Origin of the sequence: Enterobacter sp. CP102, assembly GCF_025152625.1 — a bacterium.
GTDB classification, from domain to species: Bacteria; Pseudomonadota; Gammaproteobacteria; order Enterobacterales; family Enterobacteriaceae; genus Enterobacter; species Enterobacter soli.
Genome location: NZ_CP104014.1, coordinates 4,674,011 through 4,697,406, shown reverse-complemented (window position 1 = coordinate 4,697,406; position 23,396 = coordinate 4,674,011). Strand labels below are relative to the sequence as shown.

Genomic DNA, 23,396 nt, shown 5'->3' with positions numbered 1-23,396 from the left:
ATGTCGCTTAAAGCCATTGCCAAAGAACTGGGGCTGTCTGTTACCACCGTCAGCCGCGCCCTGAACGGATACGACGACGTCTCCAGTGAGACGCGCACCCGCGTTGAAGCGGAGGCCCAGCGCCGGGGTTACCGGCCTAATACCTTTGCCCGACGTCTGAAGATGGGTAAAATCGATGCCGTCGGCCTGGTGTTTCCGGTTCATCCTGTTCCGCTCAATAACAGCGTATTTATGGACATGGTTGGCGAAATTAGCCATGAACTTGCGCGACATGAAATCGATCTCCTGTTGATTGCCGAGGACGATCTGGCCGACAAGCACAGCTACATGCGCATGGTGCAAAGCCGCCGCGTGGATGCGCTGATTGTGGCGCACACGCTGGATCATGACCCGCGGCTGGAGCAACTCCAGGCCGCCGGGTTCCCCTTCCTGGCGCTCGGGCGTAGCCAGTTGCCGCAGCCGTATGCATGGTTCGATTTCGACAATTATGCCGGTACGTATCAGGCGACCCGCTGGCTTATCGAAAAGGGCCACCAGCGAATTGCGTTTCTTGGCGAGAGCAACAACCAGGCTTTCATTACGCAGCGTCGCCAGGGTTATCTGGACGCCTTGCGGGAAGCTGGCCTTTCCAGCGAATGGCTGCGCGCCATGCCGCCATCGCGCCGCGTGGGGTATGCCACCACGAATGAACTCCTCTCTCTGCCACAACCGCCAACGGCCATCATTACCGATTGCAACACCCACGGCGACGGCGCGGCGATGGCACTGGTACAGCGTGGCCGCTTAACAGGCGAAAACGCGGTGTCACTGGTGGTCTACGACGGTTTACCACAGGACAGCATCGTGGAAATCGACGTGGCTTCGGTTATCCAGTCTACGCGTCAGGGCGTGGGAATACAGATTGCCGATATGGTGCGCCAGTTGATTAACGGCGATGATATCGCTCAGCTTCAGGTGCTTTGGCAGCCGGAATTCTCCCCAGGCCAGACGGCCTAAATACCGCAAATTTCCAAACCCGATCACAGATCCGAAACGTTTTGGTTCTCATCCGAAACGTTTCGGATCAACACTCAGGACATCCCGATGACAGGAGATGTCTGATGCAAGATTCCATTTTACGACTCGAAAGCAAGACGGTAGACGTGGTGATTAAAACGCACCCGTTCGCCGAAATCCTCTACTGGGGGCCGCATCTTGGCCACTTTTCACCCCAAGATGCCGCAAGTCTCTCGCGTCCGGTGGCCAATGGCAGGCTGGATGTGGATTCCCCGGTCACGCTGATGGCGGAGCTGGGCCACGGTTTGTTTGGCTCGCCCGGGATTGAGGGGCATCGGCAGGGGCTGGACGGCTCGCCGGTATTTAAGACCACTGATGTGCAACTACAGGGGCAAACCCTGACGGTGATCGCAGAAGATGCGCACGCTGGCCTGCGCCTGAACAGCGAGCTGGCGCTGGATGCCAGTGGCGTGCTGGTGGTGCGCCATGGTTTGACTAACCTGAAAGCGCAGCCCTGGCAGGTGGACCGCTTTGCGGTGACGCTGCCGGTTGCGGAACGTGCGCAGGAAGTGATGGCCTTTCATGGGCGCTGGATCCACGAATTTCAGCCGCACCGGGTGAAGCTGGAACACAACAGCTTTGTGATCGAAAACCGCCGCGGAAAAACATCCCATGAACACTTCCCGGCGCTGATCTCCGGTACCTCGTCTTTCAGCGAAATGCAGGGCGACGTCTGGGGCGTACATCTGGGCTGGAGCGGTAACCACCGCCTGCGCGCTGAAGCCAAAACGGACGGACGCCGTTATCTCCAGGCCGAAGCGCTCTATCTGCCAGGGGAAATGGCGATTAACGAAGGGGAAACGCTCTGGACGCCGCGCCTGTTTGCGAGCTACTCCGCGCAAGGGCTAAACGGCATGAGCCAGCAGTTCCACCGCTACCTGCGTAGCAACATTATCCAGTTCCCGGAAAACAAACCGCGCCCGGTGCATCTCAACACCTGGGAAGGGATCTACTTCCACCATGATCCTGAATACATCATGCGGATGGCCGACGAAGCGGCGGCGTTGGGTGTCGAGCGCTTTATTATCGACGATGGCTGGTACAAAGGGCGCAACGACGACCACCGCGCGCTGGGCGACTGGTATCTGGACGAGCAAAAATACCCGAATGGCCTGACGCCGGTCATCAACCATGTGAAAAAGCTCGGCATGGAGTTTGGCATCTGGGTTGAGCCAGAAATGATTAGCCCTGATTCTGATCTCTATCGTGCGCATCCCGACTGGGTGCTGGCGCTGCCAGGCTACGAGCAGGTGACCGGGCGTCATCAGCTGGTACTCAACCTGAATATCCCGGAAGCTTTCGACTATCTGGTCGAACGTATGAGCTGGCTGCTGGGTGAACATGCGGTCGACTACGTGAAATGGGACATGAACCGCGAGCTGGTGCAGCCCGGGCATAACGGTAAAGCCGCCGCCGATGCACAAACGCGCCAGTTCTATCGTCTGCTGGATGTGCTGGGCGAGCGCTTCCCGCATATCGAATTTGAATCCTGTTCTTCAGGCGGTGGACGCATCGATTATGAAGTGTTGACCCGCAGCCACCGTTTCTGGGCTTCTGATAATAACGATGCGCTGGAGCGCAACACCATTCAGCGTGGCATGAGCTATTTCTTCCCGCCGGAAGTGATGGGCGCACATATCGGTCATCATAAATGCCATGCCACCTTCCGCCAGCACAGCATCGCCTTCCGTGGTTTGACGGCGTTGTTTGGTCACATGGGGCTGGAGCTGGATCCGCTCACCGTTGATGAAGATGAGCGCGAAGGGTATCGCCATTACGCCGCGCTGCATAAGCAGTGGCGCGCGGTTATCCATCACGGTACCCAGTGGCGGGTGGATATGCCGGACAGCAGCACCCTGGCGCAGGGTATAGTGAGCGAAGACAAAACGCAGGGGCTGTTTCTCGTCAGCCAGCTCGCGATGCCGGATTACACCCTGATGATGCCGCTGCGAATGCCGGGGCTGGAGGCCAGCGCGCAGTATCGTATCACCCTGCTCGATCACCCGAATATTCGTTTAACGGGTGAGGGTGGCCACACCATGCGTAAGTTACCGGCGTGGATGGAAATCCCGCAAACGGTGAGCGGTGAGTGGCTGATGCAGGCGGGGATCGCGCTGCCGATCCTGGACCCGGAAACCGCCATTCTGATTGGCGTGGAACGCATATAAGGGTGATGGGCCGGGAAACCGGTCCTCCGTTGAGGATAAAAATAATGAATACAACAACCTGTACCCACAAAGACAACCCTAATTTCTGGATCTTCGGGCTGTTCTTCTTTCTCTACTTCTTCATCATGGCCACCTGCTTTCCGTTCCTGCCGATCTGGCTGTCAGATATCATCGGGCTGAACAAAACCCATACCGGGATTGTGTTCTCCTGTATTTCGCTTTCGGCTATCGCATTCCAGCCGGTGCTGGGGGTTATCTCAGATAAACTGGGACTGAAAAAACATCTGCTGTGGATTATCGCGGTGCTGCTGTTTTTATTCGCACCGTTCTTCCTGTTCGTCTTTGCGCCACTGCTTAAAGCAAATATCTGGCTGGGGGCGTTGAGCGGCGGGCTGTATATCGGGTTTGTCTTCTCGGCGGGTTCCGGGGCAATTGAGGCTTACATTGAACGCGTGAGCCGCAACAGCTTCTTCGAGTACGGCAAGGCACGCATGTTCGGCTGCCTCGGCTGGGGGCTGTGTGCCTCGACGGGCGGGATCCTGTTCGGTATCGATCCGTCCTATGTCTTCTGGATGGGTTCAGCGGCGGCGCTGCTGCTGATGCTGTTGCTGGTGGTCGCCAAACCGAAACCGAATCAGACCGCACAGGTGATGAATGCCCTGGGCGCCAATCAGCCGCAAATCACCGCGAAAACTGTCTTTAATCTGTTCCGCCAGCGCAGAATGTGGATGTTCATCCTGTATGTGATTGGCGTGGCCTGCGTGTATGACGTCTTCGACCAGCAGTTCGCGACCTTCTTCAAAACCTTCTTTGCCACACCGCAGGAAGGGACGCGCGCCTTTGGATTTGCCACCACGGCCGGGGAAATTTGTAATGCGATTATCATGTTCTGTTCGCCGTGGATCATTAACCGCATCGGGGCGAAAAACACGCTGCTGATTGCCGGGCTGATTATGGCGACGCGCATTATCGGCTCGTCATTTGCCACCACCGCCGTGGAGGTGATTGCCCTGAAGATGCTGCACGCGCTGGAAGTGCCGTTCCTGCTGGTGGGGGCATTCAAGTACATCACCGGGGTGTTTGATACTCGCCTGTCTGCCACTATCTACCTGATTGGCTTCCAGTTTGCGAAACAGTCGGCGGCCATTTTCCTCTCCGCCTTTGCCGGGAATATGTATGACCGGATCGGCTTCCAGGATACTTACCTGATGCTGGGCTGTTTTGTGCTGGCGATTACGGTGGTGTCGGCGTTTACGCTGAGCAGCCGACAGGAGATTGCCGCTGCCGCGGGCGCGGCAGCGTTACCCAATCAGGCCAGGTAAAATACCTCTTTCAGCCCGGCGCTGACCGGGCTGTTATCCGGGTTCGACGGCATGACGTCACCCATGAATTTCCACCAGCGCTGGCAAACGTCGGTATTCGCTACCGCGTTCCAGCGCTCTTCCGATTCAATCTCTACGGTGGCAAACAGCAGATTGCGTTCCTTATCGAGATAAATGGCGTAGTGGTGCGCGCCGTGGCTTTTCAGCGTGGCTTCCAGCTCCGGCCAGATGGGGTTATGGCGACGCTGGTACTCTTCGTGCGCGTCCGGATTTACCTGCATCACAAAGGCTTTGCGGATCATAATGCCTCCAGGTACAACTCGCGGACTTCATCGCGGCTGGCAGTGCGTGGGTTGCATGGCGCACAAGGGTCGGCGAGGGCTTTATCCAGCCAGCCTTCGATATCCGCTTTGGTCACGCCTAGCTGGCTGAAACCAGACGGGATGCCAACCCGGGTGCTCAGATCGCGGATTGCCTGGATGGCCGACTGGCTTGCCGCTTCATCGCTCATGCCGCGCGTGTCGACGCCCATCGCCTGCGCCACACGGGCAAAGCGTGCGACAGCGTTAGGGCGGTTAAAGTTTTCGATGATCGGCAGCAGGATGGCATTGCACACGCCGTGCGGCAGGTTGTGGGTTGCCCCTGGCTGATGCGCAAGGGCATGTACCAGCCCCAGACCCGCGCTGTTGAATGCCATACCCGCCAGATACTGACCAAATGCCATTTGCTCACGCGCTTCCAGGTTATGGCCATCGTCGACCGCTTTTGGCAGCCACAGGTTGATCAGACGAATGGCTTCCAGCGCATTAGCGTCGGTTAGTGGGTGGGCGCCAACGGAGACATAGGCTTCAATGGCGTGAGTTAATGCATCCATGCCGGTAGCGGCGGTGACGGACGCAGGAATATCGAGCATTACGCTGGCATCGTCCACGGCGATATCCGGGATGATGTTCGGGTCGATGATCACTTCTTTCACCTGGCGCGCGGAATCGATGATGACCGCGTTGCTGGTCATCTCTGCCGCCGTGCCTGCGGTGGTATTAATCGCCACCAGCGGCACGCCCGCGTTTTTCACCTTGCCCACGCCGGAGTAATCGGTTGACGGGCCAGGGTTGGCGGTGAGGATCTTGATCGCTTTGGCGGTATCAATCGGGCTGCCGCCGCCAAAGGCGATGACGTAGTCACATTCCGCGCTCTGGTAAGCGGCAAAACCTTTCTGCACCAGGGCTTCCGTCGGGTTCGGGAATACCTCGTCAAACAGATGATATGACATCTTATGGGCGTCCAGCGCGGCGAACAGGCTGTCCAGCAGGCCGAGTTTCACCAGCTGGCCATCGGTGACAACCAGCGCTTTGCCCCACTGTTTGTTTGCCACCAGATTCACCATATCGCCGATTGCGCCCGCGCCGTGCAGGCTGATTTTGGGAAGTGCCAACATAAAGCTCATGATAATTCTCCTTAATTACTGTGATTTTTATGCCCGGTGGCGCTGCGCTTACCGGGCCTACGGTTATGTAGGCCATGTAAACGCAGTGCCACCCGGCAATTAGATCCGTCTTCGCTGCATAATCCGGCGCGTAATAATGGGCAGTGAAATCACCACGATCAGCATCGCACCGATAATCACCGACATCACAATGCCGGGCACATTAAGCAGGCTCAGGCCAAAGGTCACCAGCCCCATCAGGAAGGCGGCGATAATCACGCCGACCATGCTGCCGGACCCGCCCAGGATATTGACCCCGCCGAGCACCGCCATCGTTACTACTGCCAGCTCCCAGCCCATCGCAATCGTCGGGCGGGTACTGCCCAGACGCGAGGTCAGCAGCACCGAGGCCAGGCCGGACATCAGCCCCACCAGTGCAAACAGGATCAGGTTATGGCGTTTGACGTTAATGCCCGAATACCACGCGCCGGTGGGGTTATTGCCGATGGCGTAAGTGCGGCGGCCAAAGTTGGTACGGTGCAGCACAAAGGCAAACACCGCCGCGAGCACGATGAACAGGGCAAACTCAAATGACAGCGCACCGAAGACATAGCCTTGCCCTAACCAGGCGAAGCTGTCCGGGTAGCTGTTCAGCGCCTGATCGCCGAGCAGGATGTAAGTGATGCCGCGATACAGGCTCATGGTGCCGATGGTGATGACGATGGACGACAGGTTAAAGCGCGTCACCAGGATGCCGTTGAACAACCCGCACAACAGCCCCACTCCTAACCCCACGCACACCAGCAGTGGCGTATCCACGCCCGCCGCCGCGCAAAACCCCATTACCGTGGAGCTGAGCGCGATGGTGGAGGCCACCGACAGATCAATTTCCCGGGCGATAATCAACATCGCCATAGGCAGCACGATGATCGCTTTTTCGGTGAAGTTGAACGTCGCATCCGAGAGGTTCCAGATGTTGAGGAAATAGGGAGAGGCGAGGGCATTCACCACAAACACCGCCAGCGTGACCGCCAGCAGAAAACCTTCCCAGCACAGCAGGCGCTGGAAAATACCCGCCGGAGCCGGCTCGTTTTTGATCTCTTCAGAGGTCATCATTTTGCTCATGATTTCACCGCCATTTTCTGACGTGCCAGCGCCGCGTCGCGCAGGATCAGGCGGCCTTTACGTTTATTGCCGCGCTCGTTAAGCAGAACCGCAATCACGATAACCGTGCCGGAAATCGCCATTTGCCAGAACGGAGAGACGCCAATCACCGGCAGGGCGTTGTTGATGACGCCGAGGAACAGCGCGCCAAACAGACAGCCGAGCACCCGCCCGGTACCGCCCATGGTGCTGATCCCGCCAATGACGCACGCCGCTACCACCTGTAACTCAAAGCCGTTGGCGACATCGACATACGCCACCGCAAAGCGCGAAATCCACAGATAGCCGCAGAATCCGGCCAGCAGCCCTGACAGGCAGAAGCTGACAAACTGCATCTTTCCGGCGTTGATCCCGGTGTAGTAGGCCGCCGTGGCGTTACCGCCCGCGGTGTAGAGCGCACGCCCTGTGCGGCTGTAGCGCAGGAAATAGCCCACCAGCAGCAGTGCGGCGATGGCGCACCAGCTCAGCACCGGCAACCCCAGCACTAAGGCGCGCGGCAGGCCGAGAAAATCCGCCCCCATCTGGTTGGAGTTGACCCAGCCGCCGCCGGAGAGCAAAAAGATAATCCCGCGATAAATGCTCATGGTGCCCAGCGTGACGACAATCGCCGGAATACCCAGCTTCCACACCAGCAGACCGTTGATGACGCCCATCAGCAGGCCAAGCGCAGTGGCGAGGATCAGCAGTGTCCAGACGGGAACGTCCGGGTAATGGAAGTTAATCAGCGCGACAATCATTCCGGTCAGCGCGAGGTTTGCCGCCATCGACAAATCAATGCCTTTGGTCAGCAGCACCATCATTTGCCCAAGTGCGAGGATCACCAGAATGGAGGTGTCGTTAAACATTTCCACCAGGTTACCCGGCGCGATAAACGACGGTACGCGGCTGCCAATGGCAATTACCATCAGAATAATGACCGCCCCCAGCAGGGCTTCACGGTGTTTAAGCAGTGAGTTCAACATTACGCTGCCTCCTGTTTTGCACCGCTGGCAGCGCTGACGATGGTTTCCGCCGTGGCGTCGCCCGCCAGGTATTCCGCCACCATCAGCCCTTCGTGCATGACGATTATTCTGTCCGCCATGCCCATCACTTCTGGCAGCTCTGACGACACCATAATCACCGCCAGCCCCTGCCCAACCAGTTCGGACATAAATTGATGAACGGCCGCTTTTGAGCCGATATCGATACCTTTTGTTGGCTCATCGAGGATGATCACGTCAGGATGCGTGGCCAGCCATTTGCCGATCACCACTTTTTGTTGGTTACCGCCGGAGAGGGTTTCAACCGCCTGCTTCCAGCTAAAGGCTTTGACCTGCAAACGCTTTGCGTACTCGTCGGCCAGCTGCCATTCACGGTCATCGTGCAGCACGCCATTCGGGTTGAGCTTGCTGAGCTGCGGCAGGCTGATGTTCTGCGCAATCGGCAGTTCGATAATCGCGCCCTGTTTCTGACGCTCTTCCGGCACGCAGACGATACCGGCTTTGATGGCATCGGCAGGCTGGCGGAAGTGCTGGGTGTGGCCGTTCAGGACAATCTCACCCGACGATGGCCGCGTGACGCCGGAAAGCGCCTGCATTAGCTCGGTACGCCCGGCGCCCACCAGCCCATAGAAGCCAAGGATTTCCCCTTTCCGCAGGGAGAAGGTGATATTGGCGAACTCGGTCGGGTGACACAGGTCTTTCACCTCCAGCACCGTTGCGCCTTTTTCGCAGTCGACTTTCGGGAAGGTCTGGGTAATGGCGCGCCCGACCATCATCGATACCATCCGCTCTTCGGTTATCTCGCTCATCGCCCCGGCCCCCACAAACACGCCGTCGCGTAAAATGGTGTAGTGGTCGGCAAGCTCAAAGATCTCGTCGAACTTGTGCGAAATAAACAGGATGGCTTTGCCTTCCTGCTTTAAGCGTTCAACGATTTGGTAAAATTCGAGGATTTCGTGCTGCGAAAGGGCCGCCGTGGGTTCGTCGAGAATAACCACCTGCGCCTCAAACGACAGCGCGCGGGCAATCGCCACCATATGACGCTGGGCGATGCTCAGGGTTTTCAGCGTGGCGCGCGGGTCGATGGGGACTTCCAGACGGGTGAGGATGACCTGCGCCCGGCGGTGCATCTCTGGCCAGTCGAGCTTTTTGAAAAGGCCTGTATAGAGGTATTGCCCGACGAAAATGTTTTCGGTGACCGACAGTTCATCGAACAGGACGGTTTCCTGATGGATGGCGGTGATCCCGACCTTGTGCGCCGATTCCGGCGTCGGGAGCTGAATAGGGATTGCCTTATAGAGGATCTCGCCCTCTTCAGGCTGGTAAATGCCGGTCATCACTTTGACCAGCGTCGACTTGCCTGCACCGTTTTCACCAATAAGGGCGGTGACTTTGCCGGGCCAGAGCTCAAGCTGGACGTTCTCAAGGGCACGCACACCCGGGAAAATCTTGGTGATGCCGGAAAGCTGTAGCAATGGGGTCATGATAGTTCTCCATAGTATTCCCTCTCCCCTCGGGAGAGGGGGAAAGGATCAAAAGATCTTCGAGAACTTATCAATATTGCTGGCATCGTAGACGAACGGCTCGGCCATCGCCCCGTTACCGTCGGCATCCAGCTTCACTTTGCCCAGTTTACCCATGCTGGCTTCGTCTTTTGTTGCCGTACCTTTCACCAGGTCATCCGCTAAATAGGTTGCGGCGTAGCCCAGGTCGATGGGGTTCCAGATGGCAAAGCTTTTGCTGGCGCCAGATTTCACCGCGCCCGCCATTTCAGACGGCAGGCCTAAGCCCGTGACGTACACTTTGCCAATCTTGCCCTGGTCTTTGACCGCCTGGGCTGCGGCCACAATGCCGACAGACGATGGTGAAACAATCACTTTCAGATCCGGGTAGGTTTTCAGCAGACCGACCGCTTCGCGGTAGCTCTTGTCAGAGAGATCGTCGCCATACGCTACGGTCACCAGATTGATGGACGGGTACTGCGGCAGCACCTTTTTCATCTCCGCAATCCAGGTGTTCTGGTTGGTGGAGGTTGGCGTGGCGCTCAGCACGGCCACTTCGCCTTTATCCACGTTCAGCGCTTTTAGCGCATCGGCAGCGAGCTTGACGTTGGTTTCGCCAATCAGGGCGTTGTTGGACGGGTTCAGGTGGATTTGACGCCCGGCTTTTGCCACGCCGGAATCCCAGGAAACGACTTTGATCCCGCGCTGCATCGCTTTCTTCAGTACCGGAACCAGCGCATCAGGATCGTTTGCGGAAATCGCGATCGCATCAACGCCCTGGGCGATCAACCCGTTCAGCACTTCGATCTGCGCCTCAGCGGTGGTGGTGGTTGGGCCGGTATAAATGACTTTTACATCGCCTAACTCTTTGGCTGCCTCCTGCGCGCCAACGTTCGCTGCCTCGAAGAATCCATTTCCTAGTGATTTCGCCACCAGGGCGATTTTGACTTCTGCTAAAGCGGAACCGGACAACGCCAGAGCGGCAACGGTGAGGATCAAGCTTGTCTTTATTTTCATTGCTTTTACTCCACTGACTTGAGTTAGTTGTAGGGATTGCAGGTGGTTTTCGTCCCGTCTGAATCAGCGGGACGCGATGTTTTTATTGGTACAGTTCTAACGCCGACTGCACCGGGCGTTTACCTGGTGCAGTCGGTTCTTGCCGGGATGACTCATCCACGTTTGCTCAAAATCTCTTTCTCATATGCCCGTACGTTGTCCAGCCACTGGCTGCCTGCCGGAGCATCGTTACGCTGGCAATACATCTCCCAGACCGCCTGCCATGGCAGGGATTTCTGCTCTTCCAGCAGGGCCAGACGCGCGGTGTAGTCACCGTTTGCTTCCAGCTGTTTGAGCGCATCGGTTGGTTCCAGCAGCGCACGCAGCAGCGCTTTCTTCATGTTGCGGGTGCCGATAACCCACGCCGCAATGCGGTTGATGGAGGCATCGAAGAAATCGAGGCCAATGTGCACCCGGTCAAACAGATCGTGGCGGATGATTTCGCTGGCGATGGCCTGCGTTTCGTCATCCAGCAGCACGACGTGGTCGCTGTCCCAGCGTACCGGGCGGCTCACATGCAGCAGCAGGCGCGGCACGTAGAGCATGGCGGCGGAAATTTTGTCGGAGATCACCTCTGTTGGATGGAAGTGACCGGCGTCCAGGCACAGCGCGGTCTGGCGGCTGGTGGCATAACCCATGTAGAACTCGTTAGAGCCCACGGTGTAGCTTTCTGCGCCAATGCCGAACAGCTTGCTCTCTACGGCGTCGATATGGTGGGCCGGGTTCAGTTTTTCGCTGATAGCCTCATCCAGTGCGGCCAGCAGGCGCTGACGCGGGGCCAGACGGTCAACGGTGATATCTTTCATGCCGTCCGGGATCCAGATGTTCATCACCGATGGCGTGCCAAGCTGTTCGCCGAACCAGGCCGAGACGCGGCGGCAGGCCTTCACGTGGTCAATCCAGAACTGACGAATTTCATCATCCGCATGGGCGAGGGTAAAACCGTCGGCGCTCAGCGGGTGCGAGAAGCAGGACGGGTTAAAGTCCAGCCCCAGCTTGTTGGCTTTCGCCCACTCAACCCAATTCTTAAAGTGTTCTGGTTTGATCTCGTTACGCGCAACCGGCTCGCTTGATTCGAGGTAAATCGCATGAAGGTTCAGGCGTTTTGGCCCCGGGATCAGGCTCAGCGCCAGCTCCAGATCGGCACGCAGTTCGGTCGCGTTACGCGCTTTGCCCGGATAGTTACCGGTCGCCTGAATGCCCCCCGTCAGGGAGCCGCCCGGGTTCTCGAAACCGGCGACGTCATCGCCCTGCCAGCAGTGCATGGACACCGGCAGACGGTCGAGCTGGCTCAGCGCCTCTTCGACATCCACGCCAACGGCGGCGAAACGCTGTTTAGCCAGGTCCCAGGCTTGTTCAAGTTGAGTGGTCATGCGCAAAGCTCCTTAGTCAGTCGTTTTTGCTGAAACTGGGCCCGGTAGCGGGCAATTTCATTGCAGGGATTGGGTGTGAAGGTGGTCAGGCTGTAGTTCGCTGTCACCACCGAGCGGAAATCGTCAACGTTTGAAAGCTCATCCAGCGTCATCAGCTGAATGCCGATATTGCCGAGCGTGGAGGCTTCAACAGGGCCTGCCACCACGGTGATGCCGCAGGCATCGGCGCAAAGCTGGTTCAAAAGCTGGTTCTGGCAGCCACCGCCCACGATGTGTAACTGGGTGAATGGCTTACCGCGAAGGGCTTCCAGCTCGCTCAGTACATCGGCATACAGCAGCGCCAGGCTGTCGAATATGCAGCGTGCCAGCTCAGCGGGGCTGGATGGCACGGCATGTCCGGCCTCGAAGCAGGCGGCCTGGATCTCCGCGCTCATGTGCGCCGGGTTAATAAAACGGTCATCGTTTGGGTTAATCAGAAATCGACATGCCGGTAGCGCGGCGGTATCGGCGATAAGGCGCTGCAGGTCGGTAATGTTTTGCTCTTTCAGCACGCGCTGAAGCAACCACAGACCCATGATGTTTTTCAGCACCCGATAACGGCCTTCCGCACCGCCTTCGTTGGTGATGTTTGCTGTCAGAGCGGCGGTACTGGTGTACGGCGTTTTGCTCTCAAAGCCCATCAGCGACCAGGTGCCGGAAGAGAGGTAGGCGGCGTCCTTACTGGCGAGCGGTGAGGCAATCACCGCGCTGGCGGTATCGTGGCTCGCAACGGCCACCACCGGGATTTCATTGCCCTGCGGGCACATCCACTGACCGATCACATTACCAGGATGGGTTGGCGTGCCGAACCAGGATGCGGATGCGCCCGTCCAGTTCAGCAGGTGTTCGTCCCAGTTATCGGAATTGATGTTGACCAGCTGAGTTGTGGTGGCGTTGGTGTATTCCCAGTTCATGTTGCCGGTCAGGCGGTAGCTGAAGTAATCCGGAATCATCAAAGCATGAGTGACATTCGCCACCAGTTCCGGCTGCGTGTCGACCAGCGCGCGCAGCTGGTAGAGCGTATTGAAAGGGAGGAACTGAATGCCTGAGCGGCCATAGATATTCGCCATGCCGAGCTGTTCGATAGCCTGCATCATTACGCCATCGGTACGACTGTCGCGATACGAAACGGGCAGGCCAACGCGCTCGCTGTTCTTGCCAATCAGCACATAATCCACGCCCCAGGTATCAATGCCGATGCTATCGATACGGATCCCGTCATCGCAGACTTTCGTCAGCCCGATGCGGATCTCGGCTTCCAGGCCATCAATATCCCAGGTGTCAAAACCATCCTGCTTTTGCAGGCAGTTAACAAAGCGGTGCATTTCACGAAGCGAAAGTGTGCGCTGGGTACAGTCATATGTGGCCAGCATTACGCGGCCGCTGGATGCGCCTAAATCGACTGCCACACAATGGCGAAATGTCATGTTCGGGTCCCTCTTTAAGTCATTGGGGATGAGTGTAAGAAAGGGAAGAAAAAGTCACCTTCTCGTTACTGACAGGCGAAAACCGGGGCTGGCAAGAAAGCAAAGATGAACGTGAGGGAGTTCACAGTTTCCAGTAATGGCGGGCTTTGCAGGCAATGTGACGCTTGCCGCATTTCCTGATCTTTCCATCTGTTTCTTGAAAAACGGACAGCTTTTGCGAGGTTTGCTGCCGAAAATTTAAGGTGAGTCTGAAGAGCCTTAATTACTATTTTGAGAACATTTCTCATCGGTGGGGGCTGCTATGACCGTACTACACAGCGTGGATTTTTTTCCTTCGGGAGGTTCGCCTGTCGCGATTGAACCACGGCTCCCACAGGCTGCATTTCCGGAGCATTATCATGATTTCCATGAAATTGTGATTGTTGAACACGGTACGGGGATCCACGTGTTTAACGGCCAGCCGTACACCATCAGCGGCGGTACGGTGTGCTTTGTGCGCGACCACGACAGGCACTTGTATGAACATACGGACAACCTGTGTCTGACTAATGTCCTCTACCGTTCCCCGGATGCGTTCCAGTTTCTTTCGGGGCTTAACCAGCTGCTACCGCAGGAGAAGGACGGGCATTATCCTTCGCACTGGCGGGTAAATCAGGCCACGCTGCAACAGGTGCGCCAGCTGGTTAATCAGATGGAAAAAAGTGAAGACGGGCAGGAGACGCATGTCATCGCCACCCGCGAGCTGCTGTTTATGCAGTTACTGGTACTGCTGCGTCGCAGTAGCCTGGTGGAAGGGCTGGAAAATAACGATGCGCGGCTGAATCAACTGATGGCCTGGCTGGAAGACCACTTTGCCGAGGATATCAGCTGGGAAACGCTGGCAGATGATTTCTCGTTATCGCTGCGCACCCTGCATCGCCAGCTCAAACATCACACCGGGCTCACGCCGCAGCGCTACCTCAACCGCCTGCGCCTGATCAAAGCGCGCCACCTGCTGCGCCATACTGACGAAAGCGTCACGGATATCGCTTATCGCTGCGGTTTTGGCGACAGTAACCATTTTTCGACCCTGTTTCGCCGGGAATTTAACTGGTCACCGCGCGATATTCGCCAGGGTAAGGACGCATCACTTCAGTAACGCGAGGGCAGTCACCCTTTTCTTGCCGCAAAAAAGCTAATAATGTCAGGTTATTCGCCGTTGAGGTTGTGGTGTGGCTGCTCAGTTAATCCTTCGCAAAAATGATTTTTTTGCCTCCGCCGGCCAGTCCGTTGCGGTGGCCGATCGCTATCCGCAAAACGTTTTTGCCGAACACACGCACGAGTTTTGCGAGCTGGTGCTGGTGTGGCGGGGAAATGGCTTACACGTGCTCAACGACCGGCCCTATCGCATTACGCGCGGCGACCTGTTTTATATCCGCGCTGAAGACAAACATTCCTACGCCTCAGTAAACGATCTGGTGTTGCAGAACGTGATTTACTGCCCTGACAGGCTCAAGCTCAACGTCGACTGGGCCGCGCATATTCCCGGGTTTAACGATGCCAGCAGCACACCGCACTGGCGTTTAAGCAGCAACGGTATGACCCAGGTGCGTCAGGTGATCTCCCTGCTGGAACAGGAGAGCCAGAAGGCCGACCCGCTTGCCCACCCGATGGCGGAACTGCTTTTCGCCCAGCTGGTTATGACACTCAAACGCTATCGCTATGCCACCGATAACCCTTCTGCGAGTGAACAGGAAGCGCTGCTGGACAAGCTCATTACCACCCTCGCCGGCAGCCTCAACAAGAGCTTTGTGCTGGAGAAATTCTGCGAGCAGGAGCAGTGCAGCGAGCGCGCGTTGCGCCAGCAGTTTCGCACTCAGACGGGAATGACGGTGAACCACTATCTGCGCCAGCTGCGCATCTGCCATGCTCAGTATCTGCTGCAACACACGGAGCTGATGGTCAGCGAAGTGGCGATGCGCTGTGGTTTTGAGGACAGTAACTACTTTTCGGTGGTGTTTAATCGCGAGGTGGGGATGACGCCGGTTCAGTGGCGTCATCGCAGTCGAAAGGCGGCGTAATCAGTTCGCCATGCCGAGGCCAACAATGTTGGCGGCGATAATAATCACCACGCAGCCCAGGCTCAGAACGCCCACCGGACGACGCCCGGCATTGTTCCACTCCTTCAGGATCAAACCCACCAGCCCGCCGCATAGCACGTAGAAGCTCATGTGCAGCATCCAGCTCATGTAGTCATACTGCGCCGGAATACTGGCGTGACCCCAGGCGTAGAAGAAGAACTGCAAGTACCACATCAGGCCGCCGAGAGCAGAAAGCAGCACGTTGGTGATGATCAACGGTTTTGCCAGCGAGAAGTCAGCTTTTACCGACAGATTCTTCACTTTTGCCAGACGAATGAAGCAGAAGCCCAGATTCACCAGCGCGCCACCGCCCATGATCACCACGTAGCTTGGCAGCGCAACGTACAGCGGGTCTACGCCCAGCGCGGCAGCGGCGTCATGCATCGGTTTGGCGGCGTTCATCGCAAAGGACATGCCTGCGGAGAAAATGCCGCACATCACCGCCAGCACCAGACCTTTCTTCAGGTTGAAGTCTTCGGCCTTAATGCCCATTTTGCGCTCTTTGAGCTGGCCTGCGCGGGTCACGATAGCCACACCAATCACCGCCACCAGCACGCCAAGCAGCGTCATCTGCCCGCCCTGGGTGTGGATCAGCACATCGAAATTACCGTTGAGGATCGGCGTCATCAGCGTACCGACAATCAACGTAATACCGATGGCAATCCCAATGCCCATCGACATGCCGAGGTAGCGCATGGTCAGGCCATAGTTGATGTTACCGATACCCCACATCGCACCGAACAGAAACACCGGTAGCAGCGTGGAGGCGTTAAAAGAAGAGTAGTAAGCCCAGAAATCGGGCAACAACATGGCGCTAATGGTCCAGGGCAGGATAAGCCAGGAGACGGTACCCCCAACGGACCACATGGTTTCCCACGACCAGTGTTTAACCTTTTTAAACGGGGCATAGAAACAGGCCGCACTGGCTGCGCCTATCAGATGCCAGAAAATACCCATCGTAATCGCATGATTCATTTTTACATCCTCATCGTTTTTATATGTCGGAGGCTTCCCGCCGACTTGATGAGTGTAAAAATTAGGCGGATTAGGAACCTTCAGAAGGTTGCCGCAATTTGGTTTTAAATGGCAATTAACGCGTTAACCGCGTGAGCAGACTCACAATTTCGGGATTGTTGCGAAAGGTGAATAACCTTATAAAAACTACGGCATTGATAATCATTTTCAATATCATTTAATTAACTATAATGAACCAACTGCTTACGCGGCATTAACAGCTGTGCCGCCCGACACTAATGGAGAGGATTATGAGTTATACACTGCCATCCCTGCCGTATGCCTACGACGCACTGGAACCGCATTTCGACAAGCAGACGATGGAAATCCATCACACTAAACATCACCAGACTTATGTGAACAACGCGAACGCAGCGCTGGAAAGCCTGCCAGAGTTCGCAAACCTGTCTGCTGAAGAGCTGATCACCAAACTTGACCAGCTGCCAGCTGACAAGAAAACCGTTCTGCGTAACAACGCAGGTGGTCACGCTAACCACAGCCTGTTCTGGAAAGGCCTGAAAACCGGTACTACCCTGCAGGGCGACCTGAAAGCGGCTATCGAGCGCGATTTCGGCTCTGTAGACAACTTCAAAGCTGAGTTTGAAAAAGCTGCTGCTACCCGTTTCGGCTCTGGCTGGGCGTGGCTGGTACTGAAAGGCGACAAACTGGCTGTTGTCTCTACCGCAAACCAGGACTCCCCGCTGATGGGTGAAGCAATTTCTGGCGCATCTGGCTTCCCAATCGTGGGCCTGGACGTGTGGGAACACGCTTACTACCTGAAATTCCAGAACCGTCGCCCTGACTACATCAAAGCATTCTGGGATGTGGTTAACTGGGACGAAGCAGCAGCGCGTTTCGCCGCTAAAAAATAAGGTTGCATTGACGCCTGTGAGAAGCGAGTCTGATGACTCGCTTTTTTTGTATCTGCGTAATGGAGGCAGCAATGCATTACCCGGTGAATGTGTTTACAGGCAAGGTCAGGGAGTATGACGGCAGCCGCCCGAGCGCCATCGCTAAAATTCAGGTTGACGGCGAACTGACGCTAACCGACCTCGGGCTGGCGGGCGACGAGCAGGCCGAAAAGAAAATCCACGGCGGGCCTGAGCGCGCGCTGTGCCACTATCCGCGCGAACACTATCAGCACTGGATTGCTGAGTTCCCCGAACAGGCCGATCTGTTTGTTGCACCGGCGTTTGGCGAGAACCTCTCGACCGAAGGGCTGACCGAGAACAACGTCTTTATCGGTGATATTTTCCGCTGGGGTGATGCCCTGATTCAGGTGACGCAACCGCGCTCACCGTGCTTCAAACTGAATTACCATTTCGGCATCAGCGATATGTCGGCCCGGCTGCAAACGGCGGGCAAAACCGGCTGGCTGTACCGCGTGGTGCTGGCAGGGCAGGTTTCTGCCGACGCGCCGCTGGAGCTGGCGTCACGCCTGAGTGATGTCTCGGTATACGACGCCTGTGCGATTGCCTGGCATATGCCGTTTGACGATGAACAGTATCATCGCCTGCTGTCGGCGGCGGGGTTATCGACCAGCTGGACCAGAACGATGCAGAAGCGCCGCATTAGCGGTGAGATCGAGGATAATTCGCGGAGATTGTGGGGTAAATAACCCACGGAAGAATGTAGGCCGGGTAAGGCGAAGCCGCCACCCGGCACAAACTGCTACGAACGCTTATACAGCGGCAACCACAGCGTTAACCGCAACCCACCCAGCGGGCTGTCGTCGGCTTTCACCCAACCGCGGTGCTGCTGCATGGCGGTTTCAACAATCGCCAGACCCAGCCCGGTACCGCCAGATTCACGGTCACGCGCCTCGTCGGTACGGTAGAACGGACGGAAAATCTGCTCGCGATCTTCCGGGCTTACGCCTGGACCATCGTCGTCGACAATGACGGTGATCCCGTCTTTATCCACCGAGAACGCCACCTCAATCTTCGTATGCGAGTAGCGCAGGGCGTTACGCACAATATTCTCCAGCGCGCTTTCCAGCGTGTTGGGGTTACCGTACAGCGGCCATGGCCCCGGCGGGAAGTTGACGGTAAAGGATTTGCCCATCTGTTCTGCTTCGAATGCGGCATTGTCTAACACCTCATGCCACAGATGATTGGCTTTCACCGTTTCGCTGACCAGCGCGTTTTTCTGCTGATTGCGCGACATCACCAGCAGGTCGTTGATCATGCTGTCCAGACGATGCGCTTCCGTTTCGATACGTTCCAGCTCTTTGCTTTCACCGCTGCGGCGACGCAGCAGCGCGGTGCCAAGCTGGAGTCGCGTGAGCGGAGTGCGAAGCTCGTGCGAGATATCCGAGAGCAGCCGTTGCTGCGCCGTCATCATGCGCTCCAGCGCGCTCACCATCTGGTTAAAACTGGCGCCTGCGGCAAGGAACTCCTGCGGCCCGGATTCCAGCTCAGGGTGCTGCCTCAGGTTACCCTGCGCCACTTCGTCGGCGGCATTTTTCAGTTTACGCGCCGGTTTTGCCAGGCTCCACGCCAGCCAGAGCAGCAGCGGTGAACTGACCAGCATCGTGACAATCAGCAGCAGCAGCGGACGGTCAAACAGCAGGTTGATAAAGTCAGACTGGGAGTTGCTCGCAGGGCGAATCAGATAGAGCTGGTAGTTATCTTCCCCATCCCGCACGGAGAAGGGGCCAACCATTTCTACCCGACCATATTTTTTCTTCTGAGGGTGATCGGCGTTATCCGCCTGGCCGATGAAGTTGCGGATAATCTGCATTTCATTGCGATCGGCACCAATGACGCGGCCTTCGCTGGTGACCAGCAACAGGCGTTGTCCGGGCGGTGCCCATTTGTCGATAGCGCGAAACAGCCTGCGCCACCACATTAAATCGTTCGGCGGATCGTTTGCCAGCTCGGCTTCTACGTGCTGCTCGATCATCACGCCCTGACGTTGCTCACTGTCGAGAAGCTCCGTCATCTGGCGTGAGTCGAGTTTTGGCAACATCAATACGAGCATTAAAACCAGTGCCAGCGTCAGCCAGAAGATGGCGAAGATGCGGGCGGTTAAGCTACCTATCATGAAGCGGAAACCATCAGATAACCGCGACCACGCAGGGTTTTAAACCATGGGTGACCATCTTTGCGTTCCGGCAGTTTACGACGCAGGTTAGAGATATGCATATCGATAGCACGGTCAAACGGCGTCAGGCGCTTGCCCAGCACTTCCTGGCTTAAATGTTCACGCGATACCACCTGGCCCAGATGCTGTGCCAGCAGATACAGCAGGGTGAACTCGGTGCCGGTCAGTTCCAGCGTTTCGCCGTCGAAGCTCGCTTCCTGGCGGCCCGGGTTCAGGCTCAGGGAGTCCACTTCCAGCGTCGGTGAGCTGTTATCGGTATTCTGCTGCTGCTCGCTCCAGTGGGAACGACGCAGGATAGCGCGAATACGGGCAACCAGTTCACGGTCGTTGAACGGTTTCGGTAAATAGTCATCCGCGCCCAGCTCAAGGCCGAGTACACGGTCAAGTTCACTGCCGCGCGCGGTCAGCATAATGACGGGGGTCTGGTGTGTCTGGCGAAGCTCTTTCAACGTATCAATGCCGTTTTTCTTCGGCATCATGACGTCGAGCAAAAGTAAATCGATGCTGTCGTCAAGGAGACTCAGCGCCTGCTCGCCATCATGGGCAACCAGAACGTTGAAACCTTCCATGTCGAGCAACTCCTTTAAAAGGGATGTGAGCTCTCGGTCATCATCAACTAACAGGATTTTATTCATTGTTTAAATACCTCCGAGGCAGAAATTACGACATCAAGGCTATCTAATCCATGACTTTACGTTGTTTTACACCCCCTGACGCATGTTTGCAGCCTGAATCGTAGACTGTCTCTCGTTGAATCGCGACACGAAAGATTTTGGGAGCAAGTGATGCGCAAAGTTACCGCTGCCGTCATGGCCTCAACGCTGGCGTTCAGTGCGTTTAGCCAGGCTGCCGTAGCTATTATCGGCGACAACGGACTCTCTGGAGAGAGTGAAGCGCAGCACAGCGGCCAAAGCCATATGTTTGACGGCATAAGTTTAACCGAACATCAGCGTCAACAGATGCGAGATCTGATGCAGAGGGCAAGACAAGACCAGCCCCCTGTTAATGTTAGCGAAATGGAGACAATGCATAGCCTTGTCACTGCAGAAAATTTTGACGAAAGCGCTGTACGCGCTCAGGCAGAAAAAATGGCACAGGTACAGGTTGCCCGCCAGGTCGAAATGGCCAGGGTTCGCAACCAGATGTTCCACCTGCTATCGCCCGAGCAGCAAGCGGTTTTGAACGAGAAACATCAGCAACGGATGGACCAGTTGCGTGAGGTTGCACGGATGCAACGAAGCTCAGAAATGACGCTTTTCAGTAGCAATACCCGTAGTAACCAGTAAACCCTGTTTTCCTTGCCATAGACACCATCCCTGTCTTCCCCCACATGACGTGGGGGTTTTTTTTGCCCTTCAATCATCGTTGTTAACCGTTTATTCATCCTTTGACTCCCTAAGCATCCGTTATACTAGCGGCATGGCATGACAGGAGTGTTTATGAATCAATCCTATGGACGGCTGGTGAGCCGGGCGGCAATTGCGGCGACGGTCATGGCGTCGTGTTTGCTGATAATCAAGATTTTCGCGTGGTGGTATACCGGTTCGGTCAGTATTCTGGCAGCGCTGGTGGACTCGCTGGTCGATATTGCCGCTTCGCTGACCAACCTGCTGGTGGTGCGCTATTCGCTGCAACCGGCAGATGAAGAACATACCTTTGGGCATGGTAAGGCGGAATCGCTGGCCGCGCTGGCGCAAAGCATGTTTATTTCCGGCTCTGCGCTGTTTCTATTTTTAACCGGTATTCAGCATCTTGTGTCGCCATCGCCGATGAACGACCCCGGTGTTGGTGTCATCGTCACGATCATTGCACTTATTAGCACACTTGTTCTGGTAACGTTCCAGCGCTGGGTCGTACGTAAAACGCAAAGCCAGGCGGTACGGGCAGATATGCTTCATTATCAGTCTGATGTTATGATGAATGGGGCAATTCTTATTGCGCTTGGTCTGGCATGGTATGGCTGGCATCGGGCCGATGCGTTGTTTGCGTTAGGGATTGGGATCTATATTTTATCCAGCGCCTTGCGGATGGGTTATGAAGCGGTGCAATCGCTGCTTGATCGCGCACTTCCCGATGCAGAACGTGATGAAATTTTTACTATCGTGACCTCCTGGCCTGGCGTCAGCGGTGCGCACGATCTTCGTACGCGGCAGTCAGGGCCGACCCGCTTTATACAGATTCACATTGAAATGGAAGACAACCTGCCGTTGGTTCAGGCTCACGTTATAGCTGAGCAGGTCGAGCAGGCGATTTTGCAGCGTTTTCCTGGTTCGGACGTCATCATTCACCAGGATCCCTGCTCGGTTGTACCCGGACAGTTGAGCTTTCGTAATTCGTTGTAAAAAAGTGAGCCAGGCCAGCATTTTGTGTATAAATTACCGCCATTTGGTCTGACCTGAATCAATTCAGCTGGAAGCGATTGATATACTATTTGCAGTATTCGTTGGTCGAACAGTTTCTTCCGGCAACAGATTTCAATTTTGCATTCCTAAGTTCAGAGGTAGTCATGATTAAGAAAATCGGTGTGTTGACAAGCGGCGGTGATGCGCCGGGCATGAACGCAGCAATTCGTGGTGTTGTTCGTGCAGCGCTGACGGAAGGTCTGGAAGTTTTTGGCGTCTATGACGGTTACCTGGGCCTGTATGAAGACCGCATGGTGCAGCTGGACCGCTACAGCGTGTCTGACATGATCAACCGCGGTGGTACTTTCCTCGGTTCTGCACGCTTCCCGGAATTCCGTGATGAACACGTCCGTGAAGTGGCTATCGAAAACATGAAGAAGCGCGGCCTGGACGCACTGGTTGTTATCGGTGGTGACGGTTCCTACATGGGTGCAAAACGTCTGACCGAAATGGGCTTCCCGTGCATCGGTCTGCCAGGCACTATCGACAACGACATCAAAGGCACTGACTACACCATCGGTTACTTCACCGCGCTGGGTACCGTAGTTGAAGCGATTGACCGTCTGCGTGACACCTCTTCTTCTCACCAGCGTATCTCCATCGTTGAAGTGATGGGGCGTTACTGTGGTGACCTGACCCTGGCAGCCGCTATCGCCGGTGGCTGTGAGTTCGTGGTGGTACCGGAAGTGGAATTCAGCCGTGAAGATCTGGTCGCTGAAATCAAAGCCGGTATCGCGAAAGGTAAAAAACACGCCATCGTTGCCATCACCGAGCACATCTGTGACGTTGACGAGCTGGCGAAGTACATCGAAACCGAAACCAAACGCGAAACCCGCGCGACCGTTCTGGGTCACATCCAGCGTGGTGGTTCCCCTGGCCCGTACGACCGTATTCTGGCCTCCCGTATGGGGGCGTACGCCATCGAACTGCTGCTGCAGGGTCACGGTGGTCGCTGCGTCGGTATTCAGAACGAAAAACTGGTTCACCATGACATCATCGACGCGATCGAAAATATGAAGCGTCCGTTTAAAGGTGACTGGCTGGACTGCGCCAAAAAACTGTACTGATTAGCGTTTTTTGCCCGGTGGCGCTGCGCTTACCGGGCCTACATTCGCAGTCACGTCGGCCGGGTAAGGCGTAGCCGCCACCCGGCTTTTTTGTCCCTACAATTCCCCTTTTTTATTCCTCTACGTTATAGCCAATCTTTTTTTATTCTTTAATCATTGGTTATCTTTCTGGCAC

The 23,396-nt window shown here is 56.2% G+C and carries 21 protein-coding genes; 10 read left to right on the top strand and 11 right to left on the bottom strand.

Annotated elements, in window-relative coordinates; all coding sequences use genetic code 11:
* The 3 genes from N1249_RS22175 to N1249_RS22165 all read left to right on the top strand — a co-directional run bounded on the left by N1249_RS22175 (nt 1) and on the right by N1249_RS22165 (nt 4,546).
* The gene (locus tag N1249_RS22175) at nt 1-996 is read left to right on the top strand and encodes a substrate-binding domain-containing protein (protein WP_259833465.1); all 996 of its coding nucleotides are present in this window, start codon (nt 1-3) and stop codon (nt 994-996) included.
* Nucleotides 997-1,100: 104 nt separating this feature from the next.
* Nucleotides 1,101-3,224 (top strand): alpha-galactosidase, encoded by a 2,124-nt coding sequence (locus N1249_RS22170; RefSeq protein WP_259833463.1) that lies wholly within the window; start codon nt 1,101-1,103, stop codon nt 3,222-3,224.
* Between the two features lie 44 nt (nt 3,225-3,268).
* Nucleotides 3,269-4,546, top strand: a complete 1,278-nt coding sequence (locus N1249_RS22165; RefSeq protein WP_259833461.1) for an MFS transporter — start codon at nt 3,269-3,271, stop codon at nt 4,544-4,546.
* Here N1249_RS22165 and rhaM read toward each other — a convergent pair.
* From rhaM to rhaB, 8 genes are all read right to left on the bottom strand, one after another.
* A complete protein-coding gene (gene rhaM, locus N1249_RS22160) occupies nt 4,534-4,848 on the bottom strand; it encodes an L-rhamnose mutarotase (RefSeq protein WP_259833459.1) in 315 nt (104 codons plus the stop codon). The two genes, N1249_RS22165 and rhaM, sit on opposite strands and share 13 nt — an antisense overlap.
* Nucleotides 4,845-5,993 (bottom strand): lactaldehyde reductase, encoded by a 1,149-nt coding sequence (gene fucO / locus N1249_RS22155; protein WP_259833457.1) that lies wholly within the window; start codon nt 5,991-5,993, stop codon nt 4,845-4,847. Before fucO ends, rhaM begins: the two co-directional genes overlap by 4 nt.
* Nucleotides 5,994-6,092: 99 nt before the next feature.
* Nucleotides 6,093-7,097: an ABC transporter permease gene (locus N1249_RS22150; protein WP_259833455.1), complete on the bottom strand. Its 1,005-nt coding sequence runs from the start codon at nt 7,095-7,097 to the stop codon at nt 6,093-6,095.
* Nucleotides 7,094-8,098 (bottom strand): ABC transporter permease, encoded by a 1,005-nt coding sequence (locus N1249_RS22145; protein ID WP_259833452.1) that lies wholly within the window; start codon nt 8,096-8,098, stop codon nt 7,094-7,096. Before N1249_RS22145 ends, N1249_RS22150 begins: the two co-directional genes overlap by 4 nt.
* On the bottom strand, nt 8,098-9,600 hold the full coding sequence (locus N1249_RS22140) for a sugar ABC transporter ATP-binding protein (protein WP_259833448.1): 1,503 nt from the start codon (nt 9,598-9,600) through the stop codon (nt 8,098-8,100). Before N1249_RS22140 ends, N1249_RS22145 begins: the two co-directional genes overlap by 1 nt.
* Nucleotides 9,601-9,648: 48 nt before the next feature.
* Nucleotides 9,649-10,635 carry a rhamnose ABC transporter substrate-binding protein gene (gene rhaS / locus N1249_RS22135; RefSeq protein ID WP_259833446.1) on the bottom strand — a complete coding sequence of 329 codons (987 nt, stop codon included), beginning with the start codon at nt 10,633-10,635 and terminating at the stop codon, nt 9,649-9,651.
* Between the two features lie 152 nt (nt 10,636-10,787).
* Entirely contained in the window at nt 10,788-12,047 is a 1,260-nt protein-coding gene (gene rhaA, locus N1249_RS22130; protein ID WP_182063014.1) for an L-rhamnose isomerase, read from the bottom strand.
* Nucleotides 12,044-13,513, bottom strand: a complete 1,470-nt coding sequence (gene rhaB, locus N1249_RS22125; RefSeq protein WP_259833442.1) for a rhamnulokinase — start codon at nt 13,511-13,513, stop codon at nt 12,044-12,046. The genes rhaA and rhaB overlap by 4 nt, the downstream gene beginning before the upstream one ends.
* Before the next feature lie 301 nt (nt 13,514-13,814).
* Between rhaB and rhaS (N1249_RS22120) the strand changes: the two genes are divergently transcribed.
* Nucleotides 13,815-14,651, top strand: coding sequence for an HTH-type transcriptional activator RhaS (gene rhaS / locus N1249_RS22120; protein WP_259833440.1), 837 nt, complete (start codon nt 13,815-13,817; stop codon nt 14,649-14,651).
* 73 nt (nt 14,652-14,724) lie between these two features.
* On the top strand, nt 14,725-15,573 hold the full coding sequence (gene rhaR / locus N1249_RS22115) for an HTH-type transcriptional activator RhaR (protein ID WP_259833439.1): 849 nt from the start codon (nt 14,725-14,727) through the stop codon (nt 15,571-15,573).
* Here rhaR and rhaT read toward each other — a convergent pair whose 3' ends face one another.
* Entirely contained in the window at nt 15,574-16,608 is a 1,035-nt protein-coding gene (rhaT, locus tag N1249_RS22110; RefSeq protein ID WP_257271621.1) for an L-rhamnose/proton symporter RhaT, read from the bottom strand.
* A 290-nt stretch (nt 16,609-16,898) separates the two neighbouring features.
* Between rhaT and sodA the strand changes: the two genes are divergently transcribed.
* Nucleotides 16,899-17,519, top strand: coding sequence for a superoxide dismutase [Mn] (gene sodA / locus N1249_RS22105; protein WP_010436906.1), 621 nt, complete (start codon nt 16,899-16,901; stop codon nt 17,517-17,519).
* A gap of 71 nt (nt 17,520-17,590) precedes the next feature.
* Entirely contained in the window at nt 17,591-18,265 is a 675-nt protein-coding gene (gene yiiM / locus N1249_RS22100) for a 6-hydroxyaminopurine reductase (RefSeq protein WP_259838247.1), read from the top strand.
* A gap of 53 nt (nt 18,266-18,318) precedes the next feature.
* Here yiiM and cpxA read toward each other — a convergent pair whose 3' ends face one another.
* Both cpxA and cpxR read right to left on the bottom strand, forming a co-directional pair.
* On the bottom strand, nt 18,319-19,692 hold the full coding sequence (gene cpxA, locus N1249_RS22095) for an envelope stress sensor histidine kinase CpxA (protein WP_014072363.1): 1,374 nt from the start codon (nt 19,690-19,692) through the stop codon (nt 18,319-18,321).
* On the bottom strand, nt 19,689-20,387 hold the full coding sequence (cpxR, locus tag N1249_RS22090) for an envelope stress response regulator transcription factor CpxR (protein WP_003862004.1): 699 nt from the start codon (nt 20,385-20,387) through the stop codon (nt 19,689-19,691). Before cpxR ends, cpxA begins: the two co-directional genes overlap by 4 nt.
* Before the next feature lie 150 nt (nt 20,388-20,537).
* Between cpxR and cpxP the strand changes: the two genes are divergently transcribed.
* The 3 genes from cpxP to pfkA all read left to right on the top strand — a co-directional run bounded on the left by cpxP (nt 20,538) and on the right by pfkA (nt 23,221).
* A complete protein-coding gene (cpxP, locus tag N1249_RS22085) occupies nt 20,538-21,038 on the top strand; it encodes a cell-envelope stress modulator CpxP (protein ID WP_259833433.1) in 501 nt (166 codons plus the stop codon).
* Nucleotides 21,039-21,191: 153 nt separating this feature from the next.
* Nucleotides 21,192-22,094, top strand: coding sequence for a CDF family cation-efflux transporter FieF (gene fieF, locus N1249_RS22080; RefSeq protein WP_259833431.1), 903 nt, complete (start codon nt 21,192-21,194; stop codon nt 22,092-22,094).
* Between the two features lie 164 nt (nt 22,095-22,258).
* Nucleotides 22,259-23,221, top strand: coding sequence for a 6-phosphofructokinase (gene pfkA / locus N1249_RS22075; RefSeq protein ID WP_248274446.1), 963 nt, complete (start codon nt 22,259-22,261; stop codon nt 23,219-23,221).
* Nucleotides 23,222-23,396: the final 175 nt, after the last annotated feature.

What these genes read in the sequence shown, in the direction of transcription:
- N1249_RS22140 (WP_259833448.1), bottom strand. Translation starts at nt 9,600, where the DNA reads ATGACCCCATTGCTACAGCTTTCCGGCATCACCAAGATTTTCCCGGGT.
- yiiM (WP_259838247.1), top strand. Translation starts at nt 17,591, where the DNA reads ATGCATTACCCGGTGAATGTGTTTACAGGCAAGGTCAGGGAGTATGAC.
- rhaA (WP_182063014.1), bottom strand. Translation starts at nt 12,047, where the DNA reads ATGACCACTCAACTTGAACAAGCCTGGGACCTGGCTAAACAGCGTTTC.
- sodA (WP_010436906.1), top strand. Translation starts at nt 16,899, where the DNA reads ATGAGTTATACACTGCCATCCCTGCCGTATGCCTACGACGCACTGGAA.
- N1249_RS22175 (WP_259833465.1), top strand. Translation starts at nt 1, where the DNA reads ATGTCGCTTAAAGCCATTGCCAAAGAACTGGGGCTGTCTGTTACCACC.
- rhaS (WP_259833440.1), top strand. Translation starts at nt 13,815, where the DNA reads ATGACCGTACTACACAGCGTGGATTTTTTTCCTTCGGGAGGTTCGCCT.
- fieF (WP_259833431.1), top strand. Translation starts at nt 21,192, where the DNA reads ATGAATCAATCCTATGGACGGCTGGTGAGCCGGGCGGCAATTGCGGCG.
- fucO (WP_259833457.1), bottom strand. Translation starts at nt 5,993, where the DNA reads ATGAGCTTTATGTTGGCACTTCCCAAAATCAGCCTGCACGGCGCGGGC.
- rhaS (WP_259833446.1), bottom strand. Translation starts at nt 10,635, where the DNA reads ATGAAAATAAAGACAAGCTTGATCCTCACCGTTGCCGCTCTGGCGTTG.
- pfkA (WP_248274446.1), top strand. Translation starts at nt 22,259, where the DNA reads ATGATTAAGAAAATCGGTGTGTTGACAAGCGGCGGTGATGCGCCGGGC.
- rhaB (WP_259833442.1), bottom strand. Translation starts at nt 13,513, where the DNA reads ATGACATTTCGCCATTGTGTGGCAGTCGATTTAGGCGCATCCAGCGGC.
- N1249_RS22165 (WP_259833461.1), top strand. Translation starts at nt 3,269, where the DNA reads ATGAATACAACAACCTGTACCCACAAAGACAACCCTAATTTCTGGATC.
- cpxA (WP_014072363.1), bottom strand. Translation starts at nt 19,692, where the DNA reads ATGATAGGTAGCTTAACCGCCCGCATCTTCGCCATCTTCTGGCTGACG.
- rhaT (WP_257271621.1), bottom strand. Translation starts at nt 16,608, where the DNA reads ATGAATCATGCGATTACGATGGGTATTTTCTGGCATCTGATAGGCGCA.
- cpxR (WP_003862004.1), bottom strand. Translation starts at nt 20,387, where the DNA reads ATGAATAAAATCCTGTTAGTTGATGATGACCGAGAGCTCACATCCCTT.
- rhaM (WP_259833459.1), bottom strand. Translation starts at nt 4,848, where the DNA reads ATGATCCGCAAAGCCTTTGTGATGCAGGTAAATCCGGACGCGCACGAA.
- N1249_RS22170 (WP_259833463.1), top strand. Translation starts at nt 1,101, where the DNA reads ATGCAAGATTCCATTTTACGACTCGAAAGCAAGACGGTAGACGTGGTG.
- N1249_RS22150 (WP_259833455.1), bottom strand. Translation starts at nt 7,097, where the DNA reads ATGAGCAAAATGATGACCTCTGAAGAGATCAAAAACGAGCCGGCTCCG.
- cpxP (WP_259833433.1), top strand. Translation starts at nt 20,538, where the DNA reads ATGCGCAAAGTTACCGCTGCCGTCATGGCCTCAACGCTGGCGTTCAGT.
- N1249_RS22145 (WP_259833452.1), bottom strand. Translation starts at nt 8,098, where the DNA reads ATGTTGAACTCACTGCTTAAACACCGTGAAGCCCTGCTGGGGGCGGTC.